This window comes from Microbacterium sp. SLBN-154, from assembly GCF_006715565.1.
In the GTDB taxonomy this organism is placed as follows: domain Bacteria; phylum Actinomycetota; class Actinomycetes; order Actinomycetales; family Microbacteriaceae; genus Microbacterium.
The window spans coordinates 812779-833141 of record NZ_VFNL01000001.1; the positions used below are offsets into that span (position 1 = coordinate 812779).

At 71.8% G+C, this 20363-nt stretch carries 20 protein-coding genes; 8 read left to right on the plus strand and 12 right to left on the minus strand.

The features are described 5' to 3' along the window. Positions 1-25 precede the first annotated feature (25 nt). The gene (locus FBY40_RS04105; protein ID WP_141936624.1) at positions 26-553 is read left to right on the plus strand and encodes a hypothetical protein; all 528 of its coding nucleotides are present in this window, start codon (positions 26-28) and stop codon (positions 551-553) included. Between the two features lie 36 nt (positions 554-589). Next, positions 590-994: a hypothetical protein gene (locus tag FBY40_RS04110; protein WP_141936626.1), complete on the plus strand. Its 405-nt coding sequence runs from the start codon at positions 590-592 to the stop codon at positions 992-994. A 16-nt stretch (positions 995-1010) separates the two neighbouring features. Here the strand turns inward: FBY40_RS04110 and FBY40_RS04115 are convergent, their stop codons facing one another. Beyond that, entirely contained in the window at positions 1011-2141 is a 1131-nt protein-coding gene (locus FBY40_RS04115) for an AAA family ATPase (protein ID WP_141936628.1), read from the minus strand. Positions 2142-2153: 12 nt separating this feature from the next. Further along, the gene (locus tag FBY40_RS04120) at positions 2154-2546 is read right to left on the minus strand and encodes a MerR family transcriptional regulator (protein WP_141936630.1); all 393 of its coding nucleotides are present in this window, start codon (positions 2544-2546) and stop codon (positions 2154-2156) included. Positions 2547-2629: 83 nt separating this feature from the next. On the opposite strand from FBY40_RS04120, the gene FBY40_RS04125 reads away from it, so the two are divergent. After that, positions 2630-4153, plus strand: coding sequence for a SulP family inorganic anion transporter (locus FBY40_RS04125; RefSeq protein ID WP_141936632.1), 1524 nt, complete (start codon positions 2630-2632; stop codon positions 4151-4153). Positions 4154-4160: 7 nt separating this feature from the next. On the opposite strand, the gene FBY40_RS04130 is transcribed toward FBY40_RS04125, so the two are convergent. The 3 genes from FBY40_RS04130 to FBY40_RS04140 form a co-directional block, all read right to left on the minus strand. Next, the gene (locus FBY40_RS04130) at positions 4161-4931 is read right to left on the minus strand and encodes an SDR family NAD(P)-dependent oxidoreductase (RefSeq protein ID WP_141936635.1); all 771 of its coding nucleotides are present in this window, start codon (positions 4929-4931) and stop codon (positions 4161-4163) included. A gap of 3 nt (positions 4932-4934) precedes the next feature. After that, a complete protein-coding gene (locus tag FBY40_RS04135) occupies positions 4935-6479 on the minus strand; it encodes a peptide MFS transporter (protein ID WP_141936637.1) in 1545 nt (514 codons plus the stop codon). Between the two features lie 120 nt (positions 6480-6599). Further along, the gene (locus FBY40_RS04140) at positions 6600-8060 is read right to left on the minus strand and encodes an MFS transporter (RefSeq protein WP_268815528.1); all 1461 of its coding nucleotides are present in this window, start codon (positions 8058-8060) and stop codon (positions 6600-6602) included. Positions 8061-8166: 106 nt separating this feature from the next. Between FBY40_RS04140 and FBY40_RS04145 the strand changes: the two genes are divergently transcribed. The 5 genes from FBY40_RS04145 (at position 8167) to FBY40_RS04160 (ending at position 11718) form a co-directional block, all read left to right on the plus strand. Next, entirely contained in the window at positions 8167-8640 is a 474-nt protein-coding gene (locus tag FBY40_RS04145) for a DUF3237 domain-containing protein (protein WP_141936638.1), read from the plus strand. A gap of 9 nt (positions 8641-8649) precedes the next feature. Next, a complete protein-coding gene (locus tag FBY40_RS04150) occupies positions 8650-9369 on the plus strand; it encodes a GNAT family N-acetyltransferase (protein WP_141936640.1) in 720 nt (239 codons plus the stop codon). 76 nt (positions 9370-9445) lie between these two features. Further along, positions 9446-9601, plus strand: coding sequence for a hypothetical protein (locus FBY40_RS17265; RefSeq protein ID WP_160141342.1), 156 nt, complete (start codon positions 9446-9448; stop codon positions 9599-9601). A gap of 21 nt (positions 9602-9622) precedes the next feature. Beyond that, a complete protein-coding gene (gene menC / locus FBY40_RS04155) occupies positions 9623-10756 on the plus strand; it encodes an o-succinylbenzoate synthase (protein ID WP_141936642.1) in 1134 nt (377 codons plus the stop codon). A gap of 5 nt (positions 10757-10761) precedes the next feature. After that, the gene (locus FBY40_RS04160) at positions 10762-11718 is read left to right on the plus strand and encodes a hypothetical protein (RefSeq protein ID WP_235014554.1); all 957 of its coding nucleotides are present in this window, start codon (positions 10762-10764) and stop codon (positions 11716-11718) included. Here the strand turns inward: FBY40_RS04160 and FBY40_RS04165 are convergent. The 7 genes from FBY40_RS04165 to FBY40_RS04195 are packed head-to-tail and all read right to left on the minus strand — an operon-like array spanning position 11715 to position 20304. Continuing rightward, on the minus strand, positions 11715-12083 hold the full coding sequence (locus tag FBY40_RS04165) for a hypothetical protein (RefSeq protein WP_141936645.1): 369 nt from the start codon (positions 12081-12083) through the stop codon (positions 11715-11717). The two genes, FBY40_RS04160 and FBY40_RS04165, sit on opposite strands and share 4 nt — an antisense overlap. Next, positions 12073-16113, minus strand: a complete 4041-nt coding sequence (eccCa, locus tag FBY40_RS04170; protein WP_141936647.1) for a type VII secretion protein EccCa — start codon at positions 16111-16113, stop codon at positions 12073-12075. Before eccCa ends, FBY40_RS04165 begins: the two co-directional genes overlap by 11 nt. Further along, positions 16110-16871, minus strand: coding sequence for a hypothetical protein (locus FBY40_RS04175; protein ID WP_141936649.1), 762 nt, complete (start codon positions 16869-16871; stop codon positions 16110-16112). The genes eccCa and FBY40_RS04175 overlap by 4 nt, the downstream gene beginning before the upstream one ends. Further along, the gene (locus tag FBY40_RS04180; protein ID WP_141936651.1) at positions 16868-18187 is read right to left on the minus strand and encodes an EsaB/YukD family protein; all 1320 of its coding nucleotides are present in this window, start codon (positions 18185-18187) and stop codon (positions 16868-16870) included. The genes FBY40_RS04175 and FBY40_RS04180 overlap by 4 nt, the downstream gene beginning before the upstream one ends. Beyond that, entirely contained in the window at positions 18184-18456 is a 273-nt protein-coding gene (locus FBY40_RS04185) for a hypothetical protein (RefSeq protein WP_141936653.1), read from the minus strand. The genes FBY40_RS04180 and FBY40_RS04185 overlap by 4 nt, the downstream gene beginning before the upstream one ends. Next, on the minus strand, positions 18449-19534 hold the full coding sequence (locus FBY40_RS04190) for a DUF6177 family protein (RefSeq protein WP_141936655.1): 1086 nt from the start codon (positions 19532-19534) through the stop codon (positions 18449-18451). The genes FBY40_RS04185 and FBY40_RS04190 overlap by 8 nt, the downstream gene beginning before the upstream one ends. Then, positions 19531-20304 carry an FHA domain-containing protein gene (locus FBY40_RS04195; protein ID WP_141936657.1) on the minus strand — a complete coding sequence of 258 codons (774 nt, stop codon included), beginning with the start codon at positions 20302-20304 and terminating at the stop codon, positions 19531-19533. Before FBY40_RS04195 ends, FBY40_RS04190 begins: the two co-directional genes overlap by 4 nt. Positions 20305-20363 lie beyond the last annotated feature (59 nt).

Here is a 20363-nt window from a genome sequence, read left to right on the forward strand (position 1 = left end):
CCCGCGTGATCTGAGGAGGCAATCGATGGCATCCATTCCTGAGGATCCCCGTCCGGAGCTCACTCCCCTCGCCGCCCTGACCTCGAGCTTCGTGACGGAGCAGTCGGTGTACGGGGTGATCCTGGTGTCGGGGATGATCGTCATGAGCGGCGCGGGGGATCCCACGAGTCTCAGCGTCTTCGTGGTCGTCGTCAGCACCGTCGTCGTCTTCTGGGGCGCTCACGTCTACGCCGGTACGGTCGCCGGTCACGGCTTCGGGCGCGATGCGCGCCCGCTGTCGGTCGCCTTCCGCCGCGCGGTGCGGCAGTCCAACGGGCTGCTCGTGTCCGCGCTGATCCCCTGTGCAATCCTTCTGCTCGGCACGGCGCGTCTGGTGGACGACCAACTCGCGATCTGGGCGGCTCTCCTCTCGGGCACCGTGCTGCTGGCCGCGCTCGGGTGGATCGCGTTCCGACGACGCGGCGCCTCGGTGCCGCGCAGTCTCGCCGGATCAGCGATGACAGCCGCGTTCGGCGCCGTCATGGCGCTGCTGAAGGTCGTCGTCGTGCATTGACTGCGGTGAGCATGCGTGCCCCGCTAGCGTGAGGGCGTGCCCTTCGCCGTCGCTCTCACCGTCCTGCTCGTCCTGCTCGGCGCCTTCCAGCTGGCCCTCGCCGCCGGCGCCCCGCTCGGCCACTTCGCCTGGGGCGGGCAGCACCGCGTCCTGCCGACCCGGCTGCGTATCGGGAGCGTGGTGTCGATCCTGATCTATGCCGTGATCGTGCTCATCGCCTGGAGTCGGGTCGGCGCGGTCGACCTCCTTCCGCGCGTCGTGTCGGAGGTGGGCATGTGGGTCGTCTTCGGCTACTTCGCGCTCGGGATCGTGATGAACGCGCTGTCGCGTTCGAGGCCGGAGCGGTTCACGATGACGCCGGTCTGCCTCGTGCTGGCGGTGCTGTCGTTCTTCATCGCGATGGGCTTCGACGACATCGAGATGGAGACGCTCACCCTCTGACCGGCGGCAACGGGCACTATCGCGAGCCCCAGTTCCAGGCCGGCCGGTCGAGCACTCCCTGCCCCGCGACCTGCGTGCCGCCGGTCCCGCTCTCCAGTCGATGGGTGAGCGCACCCGATCGCTCGAGCGCTCCGGCCAGACGTTCGGCGTGGGTGACGACGATCACCTGGGACTGAGCGGATGCCGCGGCGATGAGTTCGGCGAGGGGATCGAGCAGGTCGGGGTGCAGGCTCGCCTCCGGCTCGTTCAGCACGAGGAGGGGCGCCGGTCGCGCGGGGAGGAGCGCCGCGCACAGCAGCAGGTATCGCAGCGTGCCGTCCGAGAGCTCGCCGGCCGCGAGGGGACGGAGGAGTCCCGGCTGCCGCATCGTCAGGGCGAATCGACCGTCCGCCGCGTCGATCTGCACCCGGGCGCCCGGGAAGGCGCGTGCGACGGCGCCATCGAGATCCGCACCGAAGCCGGCATCGCGGATGGTCGCCCAGACCGCCGCGAGGTTCTCGCCGCCGTGCGCCAGGGTGTGCGAGCGCGTGCCGATCTGGGGCGCTCGGGCGGGGGCGTCGGCGTCGACGCGGAAGTGGTCGTAGAACCGCCAGCCGGCGAGGGTGCGTCGGAGCGTCAGGAGCTCGGGCCCGGTGTCGCCGTCGGCGAGGTCGGTGACGATGCTCTCCCACGGCGCGAGAGGCTGGGCGAGGGCCGTCCAGGAATCCTCGCGCACGCGCGTGGCCGCACCCTTGCGGTCGATGAGCAGTGCGGCGGGCTTCGCAACCGGCCCCGCGAAGACCTGCTCGCGCTTGATCTCGGGGTCGCGGCTGAAGAGGTTCTGCGGATCGGCCTGCGGGATGCCGAGGTCGACGAGGAAGCCGAGCTCGTCCGAGGCATACCCGAGCTTCACCGCGATCGGTTCGCGCCGCACGGTGCCCTGGGTGCCCCCCGACTCGGGGCCGGCCCACAGCAGGGAAGGAAGTCCGCCCTCGCGGGCGACCGCCGCGATGAGCGACCCCGTGGCGGACTGCGCAAGGAGGCGCATCGCCCGGTACAGGTTGGACTTGCCCGACCCGTTCGGACCGGTGATGACCGTCAGCGCGTCCAGCGGCAGCACCAGGTCGCGCAGCGACCGGTACCCGGCGACGGCGAGGGTGGTGAGCACCCCGCCATCCTGTCAGGAGTGCCCGACGTCGTCGTGGCGGGCCTGCAGCTGGGCGACGAACTCTTCGGCTGCCGTGAGCTGCTGGGCGAGGCGGTCGCGGCGCTCGACCGCCTCGGCGGTCATCTCGGCGAGCCTGCCGCGCAGGTCTGCATCGGTCGCATCCCTCTCGAGGCCGTCGATGACCGTCAGGAGCTCACCCATCTGTTCCAGGCTGTACCCCAGCGGCTTCATGCGACGGATCAGCAGCAGTCGGGACTCGTCGTCTGTCGTATAGAGACGGAATCCGCCCTCGCTTCGCCCCGAGGGCGTGAGCAGTCCGATGTCGTCGTAGTGGCGCAGGGTGCGCAGCGAAAGGCCGGTCCGCTCGGCGAGCTCACCGATCTGCATCGTCCCGTCGTCCGCCATCGCGCCGATTTCCCTCCAAACCTCACGTTACGTTAGGGTTGCCCGGTCCGGGTCGCCGGACCCCGCCGCCCCGAAGGAGCTCCGTGACCGCTGTCGTGCCCCGTGAGGACCCTCGAGCTCGGTATCGGATCGAACCCACCGTAGGCCAAGCGCTGCGCAGCCCCCGGATCCTCACCCGCGAGGTGCTGGCGGGGCTCGTCGTGGCCATCGCGCTGATCCCCGAGGCTATTGCGTTCTCCATCATCGCCGGCGTGGACCCCCGTCTCGGGCTGTTCTCGTCGTTCGTGATGGCGGTGGCGATCGCGTTCCTCGGTGGTCGCCCGGCGATGATCACCGCGGCCACCGGCGCGATCGCCCTCGTCATCGCGCCGGTCGCGCGAGAGTACGGCGTCGACTACCTCATCGCCACCGTGATCCTGGGCGGATTGATTCAGGTCGTGTTCGCCGCGCTGGGGGTGGCGAAGCTGATGAGATTCATCCCGCGCAGCGTCATGGTCGGATTCGTCAACGCCCTCGCCATCCTCATCTTCACCGCCCAGTTCCCGCAGCTGTTCGGCGTCGACATCCCTTGGCTGGTCTGGCCGCTCGTCGCCGCGGGGCTAATCATCATGTACCTGCTGCCGCGGTTCACCAAGGTCGTGCCCTCGCCGCTGGTCGCGATCGTGGTGCTGACCGCTGTCGTCCTCAGCTTCGGCGTCGCCGTGCCCACGGTCGGCGATCAGGGCGACCTGCCGGAGTCGCTGCCGCAGCTCCTCATCCCGAACGTCCCGTTCACCCTCGAGACCCTCTGGATCATCGCGCCCTACGCGGTGGCGATGGCGGTCGTAGGACTTCTCGAATCGCTGATGACGGCGAAGCTCGTCGACGACATCACCGACACCCACTCCCGCAAGACCCGCGAAGCCTTCGGTCAGGGCGGCGCGAACATCCTCTCCGGCATCTTCGGCGGGATGGGCGGCTGCGCGATGATCGGGCAGACGATGATCAACGTCAAGGCCTCCGGTGCGCGGACGCGCATCTCCACCTTCCTCGCCGGGGTCTTCCTCCTGGTGCTGGTCCTGGTCCTCGGTGATGTGGTCGCCGTCATCCCCATGGCGGCACTCGTGGCGGTGATGATCGTCGTCTCGGTGGCCACCTTCGACTGGCACAGTGTGCGCCTGTCGACGCTCAGGCGCATGCCGAAGAGCGAGACGCTCGTGATGGTCGTGACGGTCGCGATCACCGTCTGGACGCACAACCTCGCCATCGGGGTGGGGGCTGGGGTCATTGCGGCGATGGTTCTCTTCGCCCGGCGCGTCGCACACTTCGTGACGGTGACCCGAGAGGTCGACGAAGCTGCGGGGACGGTGCGGTACACCGTCGACGGCGAGCTCTTCTTCGCCTCGAGCAACGACCTCACGACGCAGTTCGAATACTCCCGCGATCCCGACACCGTGACGATCGACATGTCGCGTTCGCACGTGTGGGATGCCTCGACGGTCGCAGCGCTCGACGCCATCCAGACCAAGTACACCCGCCTGGGCAAAGCCGTGATGTTCGAGGGTATGAACGCCGCCACCACGCAGTTCCATGATCGCCTGAGCGGCGGCCTCGGCTCCGGGCACTGACCGGGGCTCAGGAGTCCCGCAGCCGATCCGAGAGCACCTTCGCGCCCGCCGACGACGCGAACCCGCCGTCGACCGGGATCTCCGCGCCTGTGACGTAGGCCGCGGCATCCGACAGCAGGAACGCCACCATCTCGGCGACCTCCTCGGCCTCACCGGTGCGTTCGAGCGGCGTGAGAGCGAGCTGCGCCTCGCGCATCGCGGCGGGCGCGCTCGCCGTCATCGGCGTCTCGATGAACCCGGGATGCACGGCGTTGACGCGGATCCCACGCGGCCCGAGCTCGGTCGCCGCGGCATGCGTGAGGCCGCGGAGGGCCCACTTCGACGTCGTGTAGGCGACGGGGTAGTGCCCGCTCACGGCCGCGATCGAGCCGACGTTCACGATCGACGATCCGCGCACCATGAGAGGCGCGAGCGCCTGGATGCCGAGCATCGCTCCGGTCACGTTCACCGCGAGCACGCGGTCCCAGTCGGCGCGGGCCACCTCGCCGAGACGCGCGCGATGGGTGATGCCGGCGTTGTTGACGAGGCCCCGCACGGGTGGGCCGCCGGCGAGCTCGGCCGCGAGCGCACCCCAGGCGCTCTCGTCGGCGACGTCGAGCGTCCGGTAGGTCGCCTCCGAGCCCTCGAGTGCCGGAGCGGTGTCGGCGACATCCGTCGCGATCACCCGCGCTCCCGCGCTCGCGAGAACCAGCGCCTCAGCTGCGCCCTGCCCGCCCGCGGCGCCGGTCACGACCACCACCTGGCCGGCGAGGTCCGGATGACGCCCGCTCGGCGTCATCCGCTACTTCACGCCCTTCATCAGCGCCAGCACGGGCTTGACCGACACCAGCAGCCCGACGCCCACGATGATCGCCAGCCCGCCGAGGATGGCGAAGTACGGACCTTCGTTGTCCACGTCGAAGAACTGGGCGAGCCAGCCCGAGATGGAGGTGCCGAGCGCGACCGAGAGGAAGAACAGCGCCACCATCTGGGTGTGGAACATCTCGGGGGCGAGCTTGGTGGTCACCGACAGGCCGACGGGGGAGACCAGCAGCTCGGCGACGGTGAAGACGAACAGGATGCCCACGAGCGCGAGGAGCGGAGTGGAATTCGGCCCGCCGCCGGCGAACGGCAGGAAGAGCAGGAAGGCGACCCCCATGATCATCGTGCCGATCGCGAACTTCACCGGCGTCGACGGCTGGCGGGTGCCGAGCTTGAGCCACAGGGTCGCGAAGACGCCCGAGAGGATGATGATGAAGATCGGGTTGATCGACTGCACCCATGACACCGGCATCGTCCAGCCGAAGATGTCGCGGTTCAGCTTCTGGTCGGAGTAGATCGTCACCACGGTGAACTGCTGCTGGTACAGCGACCAGAACGCGACGCTGGTGATGAACAGCGGCAGGAATCCCCAGACGCGTGAGCGCTCGGTCGAGGTGATGCGGCGGCTGGAGAGGATGACGAAGAAGTAGGCGATCGTCGCGGCGAGGGTCACCACGATGACGACCAGCGAGAGGTTGTCGACGGTGATGACGCCGAGGAGGACCATCGCGACGATCAGGCCGAGCCCGGCGGCGCCGATGCCGAGGAAGAGGCCGTACCGGTGGCGCGGGAGCGGGTTCGGCACGATGCTCGCCTCGGGTGGGAGCTGCTTGCGGCCGAAGGAGTATTGGATGAGCCCCAGCGCCATGCCGACCGCGGCGAGACCGAAGCCCCAGTGGAACCCCATCGTGGTCTGGAGCAGACCGGTGAGGAGCGGACCGAAGAAGGCGCCGAGATTGATGCCGAGGTAGAACAGCGAGAACCCGGCGTCGCGGCGCGGGTCATCGGCGGTGTACAGGGTGCCCACCACCGAGGTGGCGTTGGCTTTCAGTCCGCCCGATCCGAGCGCGACGAGGATGAGGCCGACGGTGACTCCGAGGAACCCCGGGAGAAGGGCCAGGGCGATGTGCCCCGCCATGATGACGATGGCGCTGTAGAACAGCACCCGCTCCGAGCCGAGGATGCGGTCGGCGATCCAGGCGCCGAGGATCGTGGAGAGGTAGACCGATCCGCCGTAGGCGCCGACGATGCCCGCCGCGACGGTCTCGGGAAGGCCGAGGCCCCCCTGCGTCGTGGAGTAGTAGAGGTAGATGAGCAAGATGCCCTGCATGCCGTAGAAGCTGAACCGCTCCCACATCTCCACGCCGAACACGTGGGCGAGCGCCCACGGCTGGCCGAAGAACCGGGTGTCGTGGTCGCCCTCGCCCCGCCCGAACGGTCTCTCGGTCGTGCCGGCGGCTGTGGCGCCCGTCGGGGGTCCGACCGGCACCTGCTCCGGTGCCCGGTCGCGGTCGTCGCTGTCCATGCGATGACGATACGCCCGCGGGGCGCGGCCGCGCAGGCCATTTCGCCGCCGCGAGGAAACCCGGCTGAGCCGCGTACATCCGAGTGAGAAACGTCCTCGCCCCGGCGGTTGGTACTCGTTTCAGCGGGTGACGCGCTCGTGCTCGGGCAGCGCGGGGTGCCGTTCGCGGGCGTCGTGGCGACGCGGGATGAAGAGGGCGACGACGAGCGCGATCACCGCTGCCGCCCCGCCGAGGATGAAGGACATCTGGAAGGCCGCGCCGGTCGGCACGTCGACGCCCTGGTACGGCGTGACGTAGGTGGCGAGCACCACCCCGATGACGGCGGCGGCGGTGCTCGTGCCGAGCGAGCGGAAGAGGGCGTTGAGGCCGTTCGAGGCGCCCGTCTCGGACTGCGGCACCGAGCGCATGATGAGCATGGGCATCGCAGCGTACCCGAAGCCGATCCCGACCCCGATGAGGATGTTCGCGACGAGGATCTCCCACACCTCGCGGGAGAACAGCAGCGTGTAGCCGTAGGCGACGATGAGGGCGAAGGCGCCGAGGATGAGCAGCAGCCGCGGGCCGAAGAGGCGGGCCAAGCGCCCGGAGAACGGCGAGAGGAGCATCATCATCAGACCGGCCGGCATGACCACGAGGCTCGCGGCGATGAGCGAGAGGCCGAAGCCGCCGGTGGCGACGGGAAGCTCGAGCATCTGCGGGTAGACCACGTTGGAGGCGAACAGCGAGAAGCCCATCGCGATCGAGGCGATGTTGGTCAGCAGCACCGGGCGGCGCGCGGCGACCCGCAGGTCGAGGAGCGGCTCGCTGATCCGCAGCTCGTACCAGCCCCACGCCACCAGGATGGCAAGCCCCCCGAGACCGAGCGCGAGGACGGCCGGGGAACCCCAGCCCCACTCGTTGCCGCGGGAGATCGCCAGCAGCACGCCCAGGAGTCCGATCGACATGCCCGCTGCGCCGACGTAGTCGAAGCGCCCGGCGGTGCGCAGCGTGCTCACCGGCACGATCCACAGCACCAGGACGAAGACGACGACGCCGAGGCCCGCCGACATCCAGAACAGGACGTGCCAGTCGCTGCGCTCGGTGATGAGCGCGCTGATCGGCAGGCCGAGCGCGCCGCCGACGCCGAGCGTCGCGCTGATGAGCGCGATGGCGGTGTCGACGCGGTTCTCGTGGAGCACGTCGCGGAGGATCGAGATGCCGAGCGGGACGACACCGGTCACCGCTCCCTGCAGGGCGCGCCCGACGATCACCCCCACGATCCCCGGCGAGAGCGCGGCGATGACCGAACCGATCACGAGCAGGGTGAGGAGCACCAGCACGATGCGGCGCTTGCCGTACATGTCGCCCAAGCGCCCCGCCACGGGGGTGCTGATCGCGGCGGCGAGGAGGGTCGCTGTCACCACCCAGGCGGTGTCTTCGCGGCTGGCGTCCAAGAGCTCGGGGAGCTTCGACTGGATGGGCACCACGAGGGTGAACATGAAGGATGACGCCAGGCCCGCCACGGCCAGCACGGCGACGATCGCACCCTGTCGAGGCTTTCGGCTGAGGCTCTTCCGGGTGTCCTCAGCTCGATCTCGCACCGAGCCAGCCTACTCCCGCTCGACATCACCGGCGCTCGCTTGGTGAACAATCGTGCGCTGAACGAACATCCCAGAGGAAGGATTGGCTTGCCCCGGGCGAGGTGCCATGCTCGATCCGATGAACCCGCCCCTCGAGCTACGTCTCCTCGCACGGCTGCGCGTGCCCGTCGAGGCCTCCGTCCTCGCCGGCGCCGTGACGGGAGGCGAGCGGCGCATCATCCCGATCGGCACCGGCGCCGTGTCGGGCCCCGTCCTCTTCGGCGAGGTGCTGCCGCTCGGCGCGGATTGGAACCTGCGCCGCCCCGACGGCACCGAGACCGTGTCGGCCCGCTACCTGCTGCGCCTCACCGACGGCACGGTCCTCTCGGTGCGGAACGAGGGTGTTCTCACCCCCGGCCCGGCGGGGCCCGAGGGCATCACAGCCCTGCAGATCGAGGCGCCGGTCGGCTCGCCGTGGGCATGGCTGAACGACGCCGTCCTCGTCGGCAGCCTCTCGGTCATCTTCGACGGCGAGGCCGTCGCCGGGGTGTCGCTGGAGTACTGGAGCACCCATCGACGGGGAGAAGAACCGCGCGAGTAGGGTGAGGCCATGGCCGAGGCATCCGTTCCCACTCCGCCCGGAATCGCCCTTCGCCCGCTCGACACGGTGGAGGCCGTCCACACCGCCTCGGCGGTGCTCTCCGACGTGTGGGGCGGTGACCGGTCGGGCATGCCGCCGAACCTCCTGCGCGCGCTCGCCCACACCGGCAACTACGCCATGGGCCTCTACGCCGACGAGCACATGGTCGGCGCGTCCGTCGCCTTCTTCGCTGCGCCCGCCGCCCGCTCGATGCACTCGCACATCACCGGCGTCCTGCCCGGCCATCAGAGTCAGGGCCTCGGGCGGATCCTGAAGCAGCATCAGCGCGAGTGGGCGCTCGCACGCGACGTCGGCCACATCACCTGGACCTTCGACCCCCTCGTCGCGCGAAACGCCCACTTCAACCTCCAGGTGCTCGGCACGCGGGTGACGGATTACCTGGTGAACCACTACGGCGCGATGGACGACGGGGTCAACCGGGGCGACGAGACCGATCGGATCCTGGTGTCGTGGGCGCTCGCGGCGCCACCGGTGCCGACACCCACCGACGACCGGGTTGTCGCCGAGGTGCCGGTCCCGCCCGACATCGCCGCCATCCGTCGCGACACCCCAGCTGAGGCGGCCGCATGGCGGCGGCACGTGCGGGCGGCGCTCGTCTCGCACCTCGCGGACGGCCTCGTGATCGGCGGATTCGACGCGCCGCGCGGTTACCTGCTGGTCAGGCCGTGATGTTCGCGTATCAGCAGGCCGCGTGGTGACTCTCTTCTGGTGACGCGGGGGGCGTCACCAGACAGGGGAGTCCGACATGAATCTGCGTACCGCACTGTTTCCGACCACCGCTCCGTTCCCGCCCACCGCAGACGGCGCAGCGCGCCGCCTCACCGCCCGCATGGCGCGGCGTCTTCGCCCGCGCCGCGCGCGGTCGACCTTCCGTCCGCTCATCGCCCCGCGCGCCGTCTGAGACCGGGCGTACGCTGAGCGCATGCCCATCGCTCAGCCCGCGGCATCCGTCTCTCTCGAGGGGTTCGAGCTGCGCGTGGTGCACCTGCCGCTGGTCGCGCCCTTCACGACCTCGTTCGGCACCGAGACGGTGCGCGAGGTGATCATCGTGCGTGCTCTCACCGCCGACGGCGACGGGTGGGGCGAGATCGTCACGGGGGCGGCGCCGCTCTACTCCAGCGAGTACACCCAGAGCGCATGGGACGTCGCGACGCGCTTCCTCGCGCCGGCCCTCCTCGAGCCGGCGCGGGTCGCCCCGCACGAGGTGCCGAGCCTCCTCGCGCCCATCGTCGGACACCGCATGGCCAAGGCCGGTCTCGAACTCGCCGTCCTCGACGCGGCCCTGCGGGCGGAGACGCGCTCGCTGGGTGCGTTCCTGGGGGCCGCGGTCGACCGGGTGCCCTCCGGCGTCTCGGTGGGGCTGCAGCGCGACCCCGCGGCGCTCGTCGACGCGGTCAGCGGCTACCTCGCCGAGGGGTACGTGCGCATCAAGATCAAGATCAAGCCGGGTCGGGATGTCGCCGACACCGCCGCCGTGCGCGACGCGTTCGGCGAGGTGCCGCTGCAGGTCGACGCCAACTCCGCGTACACGCTCGCCGACATCGACACCCTGGCCGCGCTGGACGCCTTCGACCTGCTGCTCATCGAGCAGCCGCTGCAGGAGGACGACCTCGTCGACCACGCCGTGCTGGCCGAGCGCGTGCGCACGCCGATCTGCCTGGACGAGTCGATCGTCTCGGCCAAGGCAGCCGGCGACGCGCTCGCGCTGGCGGCGGCGTCGGTGATCAACGTCAAGGCGGGCCGGGTCGGCGGGTATCTCGAGGCGGTGCGCATCCACGACCTGTGCGTGGCCGCGGGGGTACCCGTCTGGTGCGGCGGCATGCTCGAGACCGGCATCGGCCGGGCCGCGAACGCGGCCCTCGCCGCTCTTCCCGGTTTCGCCCTTCCCGGGGACGTGTCGGCGGCGAGCCGCTTCTACCACCGCGACATCGTGACCGAGCCTGCGGTCCTCGACGAGGGGCACGTGCGGGTGCCGACCGGCCCCGGCCTCGGGGTCGAGATCGACCGCGGGTTCCTCGACGAGGTCACCGCGGAGCGGGTCGAGATCCGGAGGTAACGCCGATGCGGCGTCCCCAACTCCTGCATCTCGGTGGTCGACCCCGTCAACACGCCGAGCGGGAGCCCCGTCATCGCCGATTCTGCAGGAGTTCGGTCGCCCTCACCGTCGGGCTCCTCCTGACCGGCTGCGCCGGTGGCGTCGAACCGGGTGACGCTGCCTCTCCGGGCCCGGCCGCACTCCCCGAGGGCGTCGCGGTCGAGATCGTCCAGCTGCGCGCCGATGTCGCGGTGCGTCAGGCGCAGGTGCACATCGTCAACGGCAGTGACGCCGACCTCGAGATCGGCGACGTCGCCGTCGACGATCCCCGGTTCGTCGCCCCGGCGACCCGCGTGCTGCCCGGACGCACGAGCCGCGTGCCCGCCGGCGGCGAAGTCGACATCCGTGTGCAGCTCCCCGACGTCGCGTGCGCACGCGACGACGTCGAGCCTTCCGAACCGACCGTCGCGCTCGGATTCACCGTCGACGGCGCTGCGGGAACCGCCCGGGTGACGGCCGACGACCCGCTGGGCTTCCTCGCGCCACTGCACGAGCGGGAATGCCGGGCCGCCGCGCTCGCCGAGGCCGCGACGCTGGCGTTCACCGGGTTCATGCCCGCACCGACGGGAGAGCCGGCCCGCCTCGAGCTGACCGTGACCCCGACCGGCGGCGGCAGCGCGACGCTCGTCGCGGTGCAGGCGACCAATCTGCTCGACTTCGGCCCGGCGACCGTCGACGGCGCGTTCCCGCTCGATGTGACGGTGGCGCCCGACGACATCGCGCCGATCGTCGTCGACATCCCGATCCTCCCCTCGCGCTGCGACCCCCACGCGGTGCAGGAGGACAAGCGCGGCACGATCTTCGACGTCCGGCTCACCCTCGCGGGCGACCCCGGTGAGATCGAGCTCTTCGTCGGTGACGCGCTGCGTGGCGACATCCTCACCTGGGTGTCGAGCTGGTGCGGATTCGCCGGCACTCCCTAGTCCTCGCGCCCCACCCCGCCGTGGATGGCGACCCCGTCCAGGGCGTCGAGGATCGCCACGCCCAGCGCGCCCCCGGCATGCCAGGGGGTGTACGCCTCGGTCCACCAGCGCGTGATCTCGGGCGCCGTCACGCCCGGCAGCACGCGCTCGCGCTCGCGGTCCTCGGGCGCGAGGCGCGGTCTCAGCACCGACAGCACCACGACGTCGTCGACGACGACCTGCAGGACGGCGCCGTCATCCAGAGGACGCAGTTTGAAAGGGGCGCCGTCGCCGCCGGTCACCCGGTCGTGGACGGATGCCGCGGCCCGCCCGATCGCGGCCGCATCCACCGGCTCGGGGGTGAGCACCACGCTGCTACGAGGCATCGGACATCCTCCGTCGGCGTCGCGGACCCGGCTCGCCGGGATCGTTCTCCGCCGGCGCGGAGGACCCCGCCGGAACCGGTGTCTCGGTCGGCGCCGGCTTCGCCTGGGTGGCCGCACCGGCATCGAATCGGGCCACCTGCACCAGGGTCGGCCGCTCGCCGCGGCGGGCGAGGCGCCCCCGGCCGGCGATCATCGGCTCGGCGTAGAGCTTGGGGAGCAGCTGTCCCTCGGCGCGGTCGCCCGACATGATCAGCGCCGTTCCGCCCGTGTCGCGGATGCCCTGCAGCGCCAGGTCGAACATCGCGCGCGAGGCTCCGGCGACCGGCCGGCTGACCACGACGTTCAGGCGCAGGTCACGCGCCGACGCGAGGTAGGGCAGAAGCGGGCGGAGGGGTTCGGTACCCCCGGCGGCGAGGATGTCGAAGTCGTCGGCGACGACCAGGATGCGCGGGCCCGGCGCGGAGCGGTCGATCGCGCGCTTCTCGAGCTCGGTCGCGATCGACTCCGCCAGCTGACGTCCCTGACGGCCAGAGGTGGCGTGTCCGCCGAGGTAGGCGTCGGGTACGTCCGCGGCGAGCTCGCCACGTGCGTCGAGAAGACCGACGACGAGCTCCTCGGGAGAGTACCGGTCGATCGCGCCCTGGACGATGCCTCGGAGGGTCGTGGTCTTGCCGCAGCGGCTGTCGCCGAAGACAAGAAGGTGCGGGTCGCCGGTGGCGAGGTCGAGGGCGACCGGCTGCATGGTGTCCTGGCGGATGCCGAACGGGATCGCATCGGGCTCGTCGAAGGCGTCGGGAAGCTCGGCGGGCTCGAGCACCTCGGGAAGCAGCCGGATGGGTGCAGCCTCGGGGCCCTCCCACCGCGCGGCGCTCTCTCGGGCGATGCGTTCGAGGGCGGCGCCGATGTCATCGTCCTCGGCCTCCTCGAGAAGCGGCAGCGCGATCTGGGCGAAGAGCTTCTCGTCGGTGAGCACCCGGCCCGGCTCGTCGGCCCGGAGGGTGGTGGAGAGCTTGCGTGCGATCTGCGAGTCGGCCGGGTCGTTGAGCTTCAGCTCCAGTCGGGTGCCGACGAGGTTCTGCAGGTTCATCCGCAGTTCGTTCCAGCGGGACAGGGTCACCACGACGTGGATCCCGAAACTGCCGCCACGCTCGAGAAGCTGCGCGATGGGTGCCTCGAGGTCTTCGAACTCGGTGCGGACGGCTCCGAGGCCATCGACGAGCAGAACCACGTCGGCACTCGGCAGCTCGGGCAGCCGCCCCGCGGCGTGCTGGCGGCGCATGTCGGCGAGGGAGTCGAGGTTCTGCTCGCGGAACACCCGTTCCCGGACGGCGAGCATGCCGGTGAGCTCTTCGAGCAGCCGCCCGAGGCGCTCCCGGTGTCCCCGGGTCGCGACGCCGCCGACGTGGGGGAAGGGCTCGATCCGCGCGAGCCCGCCGCCGGTGAGGTCCATGCCGTAGACGCTCACCTCGCGCGGGGAATGGGTGAAGGCGAGCGCGGTCGCGAGGGTTCGCAGGAACGTCGAGCGCCCCGACTGCGGGGCGCCCATGATCGAGACGTGACCGCCCGAGCGAGTGAGATCCAGCAGCCACGGCTCCTGCCGCTGCCGGCTCGGGTCATCGAGCAGACCGATGGGTGCCCTCAGGGTGCCGGCGACGGCTTCGCCTTCGCTGCTGGGAAGCACGCCGCCGAGGGTGAGCACCGGCGGGAGCGGGGGAAGCCACACCGGGCGGGTGCGGGCGACCCCGCGGGCGACGCGTTCGGTCGCGGCCTGCACGAGGGTGCGCCCGGTGACCGGAACCTCGGGTTGCGAGCTGTCGAGCCCGGCGGTGTCGCCGGGGTCGGGGTCCAGGGCGCGGAGGTCGTAGGGCGGGAGGGGCAGCACCGGCGGCGCGACCTCACGCTCGGGGCCGCGTTCGATCCGCTCCGGCACCGGACCCGAGACGTAGCCCGCGCGGAATCGCGTGTACACCGAGGTGTCGACCTTCAGATAGCCGAACCCGGGGATGGCGGGCAGGTGGAACGCGTCGGGGCTGTCGAGCACGACGGCCGATTCGGCCTCGCTGAAGGTGCGCAGGCCGATGCGGTACGACAGATAGGTGTCCAGGCCCCGCAGGCGCCCCGCCTCGATGCGCTGGCTCGAGAGCAGCAGGTGCACGCCGATCGATCGACCGATGCGCCCGATCGTGAGGAGCAGCTCGACGAAGTCGGGCTCGGCGGTGAGGAGCTCGCCGAACTCGTCGATGACGAGGAAGAGATGCGGCAGCGGCGGCAGATCGTCGCGTTCGCGACGCAGCTGGCGGTAGTGGCCGATGGATGCCGCGTTGCCGGCCTCTTTCAGCAGGCGCTGGCGGCGCACCACCTCGCCCTGAATGCTCGCGCGGGCGCGCTCGGTCAGCTGCGGATCGTCGGCGAGATTGTCGATGATGCCGGCGACGTGGGGAAGCGGGGCGAACGGCGCGAACGCCGCGCCGCCCTTGTAGTCCACGAGGATCATCGACAGATCGTCGGGGGCGTGGGTCAGGGCGAGTCCGAGGATGAGCGTGCGCAGCAGCTCGCTCTTTCCCGACCCTGTCGCGCCGATGCAGATGCCGTGGGGGCCCATGCCGAGCTGCGCCGATTCCTTCAGATCGAGCAGGACCGGGGCGCCGCGGTCGTCGATGCCGATCGGCACGCGCAGGAAGTCTCCGGCGCTTCGGGGGCGCCAGGCTGAGGCGACGTCGATCGTGTCGACGTCGGCGACCCCGAGCAGCTCGGTGACATCGGGGGCGAGGACGGTGCCGCTGTCGGTGGAGCTCGTGCGGGTGAGGCGGAGGCCCGCGAGCGGGCGCCCGATCACCTCGAGCAGAGCGATGTCGACGGGGTCGGGCTGGATATCGGTGACGGCGGGGTCGCCGCTTCCCGGCGTCTCCACCGTGGCGGTCCCGCCCGAAAGGGTGACGCGGGTGGAGACCGTCGAGGGCTCCTTCAGCCGGTCGTCGACGATGTGGACGACGGTCACACCGAGGTCGGCCAGGTCGAACGCGGCGTCGATGCGGGGGAGCGCGGTCGCGGAGCCTCCGTCCTCGTCGATGAAGATGACGAGACGACCCGGCTTGGTGCGTCGCCCGGCGCGGCGGGCCGCGGCGGTGGCGGCGGCGCGGTCGCGAAGCTCGTCGCGGAGGAGGGTGAGGAGCTCCGGCAGCGACGGTGCGATGCGCCGTGCGGCGAGGGCGCCGGCGGGGATGTCGCTCGCGGCGACGTGCGGCAGCAGGTCGAATCCGCGCCACTCGTCGCGCACGCGCGCGGGGAGGACGGCGGCGAGGTGGACGTCGTCGGGCGAGTGGAGCGCGGCGATCTGCGCGGCGATCCCGCGGCAGACCTGGAGGGCCGTCTCGCGGTCTCCGACGATCGAGACCTGGCCGCCCCGCTCGAGGTCGACCTCTGCCGGCATCCCCTGCGACAGACCGGCGAGGCGTACCATCCGCTCGGCCGATTCGCGCATCACCGGGTCGAACGGCTGCACCGGATTCTGTTCCGGCGGCAGCGAGACATCGACGGCGCGCAGGTCGGCGGTGCCGATCCTGACGCGGAGGAAGTCGGCGTCGCCCGGCCGGCGCTCCCAGCGTCGCGCGGGATTGAGCGCGACTTCGACCAGGGTCGCGGGGGCCGGGTGGAGGGCGAGGGAGGCCTCGCGGTGGACGTCGGCGAGCTCGCGCACCTCGCCGCGGGTGCGTTCGAGGTAGTCGAGATAGCGCTCGCGCTGGAGTCGGCGCTGGCGCGCGGCGTTGCCGCGCGAGCTGAAGGCCATGCCGACGCCGCCGACGAGGGCAACGACGAGGATGACCGCGCCGACGACGACCATGATCGGGTTGTTGCGCAGCAGCACGATCATCGTGATCGACGACAGGCTGCCCACGACCGGCAGGAGCGACTGGATGGGAAAGCCCGAAGCCCCTTCGCCGAGGGGCGGTGGCGGGGCGAGCATGATCTCGGCCGGCGGCTCGACCGGGGTGGTGAGGCGCGCGGGGCGGTGGATGACGCGGAGGGTCATGCCATGACCTCCCGTCCGCCGGCGACGAGGGCTGCGGCGAGGCTCAGGACGGCGCGCCGTGCGGCCCGCGGAGCGCGCGGGATGAAGACGACCGGATGCGACGAGGTCGCCGCGATCGCTCGCGCCACCGCCGAGGAGTCGGGGTCGGTTTCGGTGAGGGCCAGAACCACGGCGGGTTGTTCGGGCAGCGCCTGGATCGCGGGAACGACCGCACGCGCGTTCTCGGCGGCGGCGCGGGACGCGTCGGCGACGAGGCACACGACATCGCTGAGCGCGGCGCAGGAACCGAGGTCGGCAAGGGGGTGGTGGGCGCCGAAATCGGTGACGGCGACATCGAAGAACCGGGTGATCGGTGCCGCTTCAGCCAGCCACGCACCCACCGGGTCGCCGGTGGCGGGCGGGCGGAGGCCCACGATGCCGCGGCGATCCTCGAGCCCGGTCAGTGCCTCGGCGGTCGTCCGCGCCCCCGCGCGCGTCTCGTTCGGTGCCGTCTCGGCGACTTCGAGCGCCCGGGCCAGGTCACCGTCGGGGGTGGCGTCGACGGTCAGCACCGACTCGGGGCGACGCGCGGTGATCGCGCGGGTGACCTGCAGGGCGAGGGGGGTGACGGACGCGTGCGGCGCGAGCGAGAGGAACCCGATGCGACGCGTCGTGGACAGGGGCGCGCGGATCGCGGCATCCTGCGTCGCCAGCACGGTCTGCGCGGCGGTGGCGCTGCCGAAGACGATGCGGGGAATCGAGGCGAGACCCTGACTCATGAGCCGCCGCCGAACATGCCGAGGAGTTCGTCGTAGATGCCGAGGGCGCCCAGGAGCAGCGGCAGGAGGGAGACGACCGCGAGGGTCTCGAGGATGTTGCCGAGCCCGCGCAGGCGCGCGCGAGCGGCGGGCTTGGGCGAGACGATGCTCGCGGTGGCGATGACGGCGGCGACGGCGACACCGACGGCGGGGGCGATCCAGCCGAGGGGTGCGAGCTGCGTGAGGAACGCGGTGAGCCCGATCGCGCCGACAGCCGCCCAGAGCGCCCAGCCCTGCGCGCGGAGCGGGAAGGCGCGGAAGCGAAGCGCGGCGACGGCCGCGATGGCGAGGGCGACCAGTCCCGGCCAGAGCGCATCGGCGAGGACGAGTGCCACCCCGGTGATGGCGAGGGCGGCTGCGACCGCGAGCACGCTCCAGGTGAGGGCGGCGTAGGCGTCGTCGATGGCCGAGAACGCCCGGTCGCGGCCGATGCGGTCGCCGGCGGCGGCCTGGGTGTCGAGGGTGGTGAGCCCGGCGGCCGACAGGGCGATCCAGGGCAGGGGCCCCGTGACGAAGGCGGCCACCACCGCGGTGATCGCGGCGGCGGCGGGGTCGGTGACGCCCGCGATGAGAAGGACGAGCAGGAGCGTGCCGAGCACCGCGCCGAGTGCGCCGCCGGCGAGGGCTCCGGGCGACCGGCGGGCGACGCCGATCGCGACGAGGACGGTGGTGGACGCGGTGGCGAGTCCGACCGCGGCACCCAGGAGCAGATCGGAGGTGAGGGTGGCGGCGGCGATGGCCAGCACGGCCGCGATTCCTGCCGCGGCTGCCCCGACGGCGGCCGACACCCGACGGATCCCGCCGAGCCCGAGCCCGGCCGCAGTGGCGAGGAGGATCACGAACGCCGCGATCTGGATCGCCGCGGCCGCGTCGCCCGGCAGGGGCAGGAGCAGGGCGCCGCCGCCGACGGCCAACGCGATGCCGGTGCCGGCCGCCAGTGCGCGGGCGCGGGAGTCCCACCGGTCAGGGCGGCTGTCGTGGGCGTCGGCGGCGGCATCGGTCACGTCGATGACGACGGGCGAGGGCGGTGCTGCCTCGAGGCGCTCCAGGCGCAGCAGGGTGCCGTCGAGCAGGTCGAGCTGCGTGGGGGTGCGGGCGATGTCGAGCTGTTCGCCGTCGGGGGCGACGAGGGTGAGCGGGCGCGCGACGGTGCCCTCGGTCTCGCCGAGGAGATCGAGCAGGCGCGGCAGAGCCGATCCGAGCGACTCGTCGCTCGGGACGACGAGCTCGGCGCGGGCGTGGGCGCCGGCGACGGTGACGCGGGTGTAGATGCTCACAGGGCCTCCGGTGCGTAGGGCAGGACGATTCCGGACGCGTTCGCCTGCTCGCGGGCGGCGGCTTGGTCGGCCAGGAGCTGACTGACGAACGAGATGCCCGCGCACACCGCGCAGGCGATCGCGGCGACGATGATCGAGCCGATCAGACGCTTCATGTGGTCGTTGACGGTGCGGCGTTCGTCGATGTGTCCGTAGAGGAGGGCCGAGCCCAGTCGCATCCGCTGGATCTTCGCCTGCTCGATGAGCACGGCGTCCTTCTGATCAGGCATCGGGGGTACCTCCGCGTTCGAAGAACAGGCGGGCGACGGCCGGTGAGAGTCCCAGGAGGCGCCACAGGCGTTCGCGGTCGAGCGGGGCGACGACCTCGTCCAGGCGCTGCCATCCGCCGCCGTCGATCGAGCCGAGGGGGATCAGGGCGCCGGGGAGGCGCGGGCTGCCGACCGTGGTGCCGCCGACCTCGGCGGTCCATCCGGCGGCGTCGACGCCGAGGGCGCGGACCCCCGGAGGGCCGACGAGCAGCGCCAGGGGTTCGGGTGCGGGCGAGGCGGTGGCGCGGCGGGCCAGGTCGGGCGAGCCGATCGAGCCGAGCACCACGCCGATGAGCGGCATGCCGACCGTCGCCGCGGCCGCGAGCGACCGGCGGGCGAGCCCGGCGAGATCGGCCGATGCCGCGTCATCCGCTCCGGCGACGTCTGCGACGACCCGCGTCGTCTCCTCCAGACCCTGACCGGTGCGGCTGATGTGCAGCGTGCCGACGAGGGGTCGGGAAGAAGCGGAGACGGCGATCCAGCGGCTGTCGTTCGGCATGCGCCGACGGGTGCGCTCGGTGAGATCGTCGCGGTCCCACGCTGCGAGCAGGGGTTCGAGGGCGCCCCAGTGCGTGGGCGGCGCCTGGGTGACGACCTCCGACACGGCGTCGAGGACGCCGCCGAGGCGTACGGGCCTGCTCACCCGGTGGCGCGTGGACACCGAGACGACGAGCTGCAGGCGGCTTCGGATCGTGGCGCGGAGGAAGGCCGGGTGCACGCGGGCAGGGTCGAGGGGGCCGCCCAGGGAGAGGGCGGCGTCGGGGGTGTCGAGGCGGGCGCCGGAGCGGGCGTCGTAGAAGCCGTCGGTGCGGGTGCGGATGATCCAGTGCCCCTGCGTCGACGACAGTGCTTCGGCCAGGGGCTCGGTCATCCGGGTGTGCTCGCCCGAGACCAGGAGCGGCCTGCGGCCTTCGGTGGCGGTGCGTCCGAGGAGGTCGCTGAGCCCCTGCGAGAGGCTCAGCACCTCGCTGTGGATCTCGGTGAGCACCCAGCCCTCGCCGGTCGCGTCGGCGAGGGGATGGTCGATCGTCAGCGTCATCGCGCCTCCGTCACCGAGAGGCTCCGGTCGCCGAGGTCGATCTCGGCGGGGAGCGGGAGCGGGGTGCGCTGGTGGGCGATCAGCGGATGCCGGTTGCCGGCCGTGCGGATGAAGGTGCCGTTGGTGGAACCGAGGTCGGTGACCCACAGGCGTGCGCCGTCCCACTCCAGGCGGGCGTGCGACTTCGACAGCGAGCGCGAGAGGTCGGGCCATTGGAACGCTTCGGCGGGCGCATCGGCGGGAGCGGTGGGCGTGCGCCCCAGGATGAGCGCTGATTCGAGGGAGAGGCGCTCGCCGGAGTCGAGGCGCACGAGCGGCACGCCCCCGCGCGCGGCGGATCGGGGCCGGGGCGCCGGTGCCGGCGCCTGGGGGAAGGTGACGGGAGCCAGAGCGGGCGCGAACGGGTCGCGGCCCCGACGGAGGTCGAAGGTCTCGAGCTGTCCGCGCAGCAGCGCCGGCAGGAACGAGCCGCCTGCGGCCGCGCCCGTGGACGCCTTGACGGTGCGCAGCCCGACGGCCAGGCCGCCGAGGGCGCGGCCGCTGCGAGCAAACTGCCAGGCCGTGACGGCGACGAGGATCGCGGTGATGACGACAAGCGCGGTGCCGAGGGCCGGGGCTCCCGTGACGAAAGCGAGGATGCCGCCGATCGCGGCCACCAGGGGAGCGGCGAGGTCGATGAAGATCGCCCCGGCGAGCTGGCCGGCGCGAGCGCGGGCGGTGAGCACGAGGGGGTCGACGTCGGCCAAGCGCAGCGAATCCTGTGTGGTCATCCTGTTCTTGCGTTCTTCCCGTTCCGGCGAACCCTCCGATCCTAGTCGGGGCTTACCTG

What these genes read in the sequence shown, in the direction of transcription:
- FBY40_RS04160 (WP_235014554.1), top strand. Translation starts at nt 10,762, where the DNA reads ATGCGGCGTCCCCAACTCCTGCATCTCGGTGGTCGACCCCGTCAACAC.
- menC (WP_141936642.1), top strand. Translation starts at nt 9,623, where the DNA reads ATGCCCATCGCTCAGCCCGCGGCATCCGTCTCTCTCGAGGGGTTCGAG.
- FBY40_RS04120 (WP_141936630.1), bottom strand. Translation starts at nt 2,546, where the DNA reads ATGGCGGACGACGGGACGATGCAGATCGGTGAGCTCGCCGAGCGGACC.
- FBY40_RS17265 (WP_160141342.1), top strand. Translation starts at nt 9,446, where the DNA reads ATGAATCTGCGTACCGCACTGTTTCCGACCACCGCTCCGTTCCCGCCC.
- FBY40_RS04145 (WP_141936638.1), top strand. Translation starts at nt 8,167, where the DNA reads ATGCTCGATCCGATGAACCCGCCCCTCGAGCTACGTCTCCTCGCACGG.
- eccCa (WP_141936647.1), bottom strand. Translation starts at nt 16,113, where the DNA reads ATGACCCTCCGCGTCATCCACCGCCCCGCGCGCCTCACCACCCCGGTC.
- FBY40_RS04150 (WP_141936640.1), top strand. Translation starts at nt 8,650, where the DNA reads ATGGCCGAGGCATCCGTTCCCACTCCGCCCGGAATCGCCCTTCGCCCG.
- FBY40_RS04165 (WP_141936645.1), bottom strand. Translation starts at nt 12,083, where the DNA reads ATGCCTCGTAGCAGCGTGGTGCTCACCCCCGAGCCGGTGGATGCGGCC.
- FBY40_RS04105 (WP_141936624.1), top strand. Translation starts at nt 26, where the DNA reads ATGGCATCCATTCCTGAGGATCCCCGTCCGGAGCTCACTCCCCTCGCC.
- FBY40_RS04130 (WP_141936635.1), bottom strand. Translation starts at nt 4,931, where the DNA reads ATGACGCCGAGCGGGCGTCATCCGGACCTCGCCGGCCAGGTGGTGGTC.
- FBY40_RS04185 (WP_141936653.1), bottom strand. Translation starts at nt 18,456, where the DNA reads ATGCCTGATCAGAAGGACGCCGTGCTCATCGAGCAGGCGAAGATCCAG.
- FBY40_RS04135 (WP_141936637.1), bottom strand. Translation starts at nt 6,479, where the DNA reads ATGGACAGCGACGACCGCGACCGGGCACCGGAGCAGGTGCCGGTCGGA.
- FBY40_RS04190 (WP_141936655.1), bottom strand. Translation starts at nt 19,534, where the DNA reads ATGACGCTGACGATCGACCATCCCCTCGCCGACGCGACCGGCGAGGGC.
- FBY40_RS04195 (WP_141936657.1), bottom strand. Translation starts at nt 20,304, where the DNA reads ATGACCACACAGGATTCGCTGCGCTTGGCCGACGTCGACCCCCTCGTG.
- FBY40_RS04175 (WP_141936649.1), bottom strand. Translation starts at nt 16,871, where the DNA reads ATGAGTCAGGGTCTCGCCTCGATTCCCCGCATCGTCTTCGGCAGCGCC.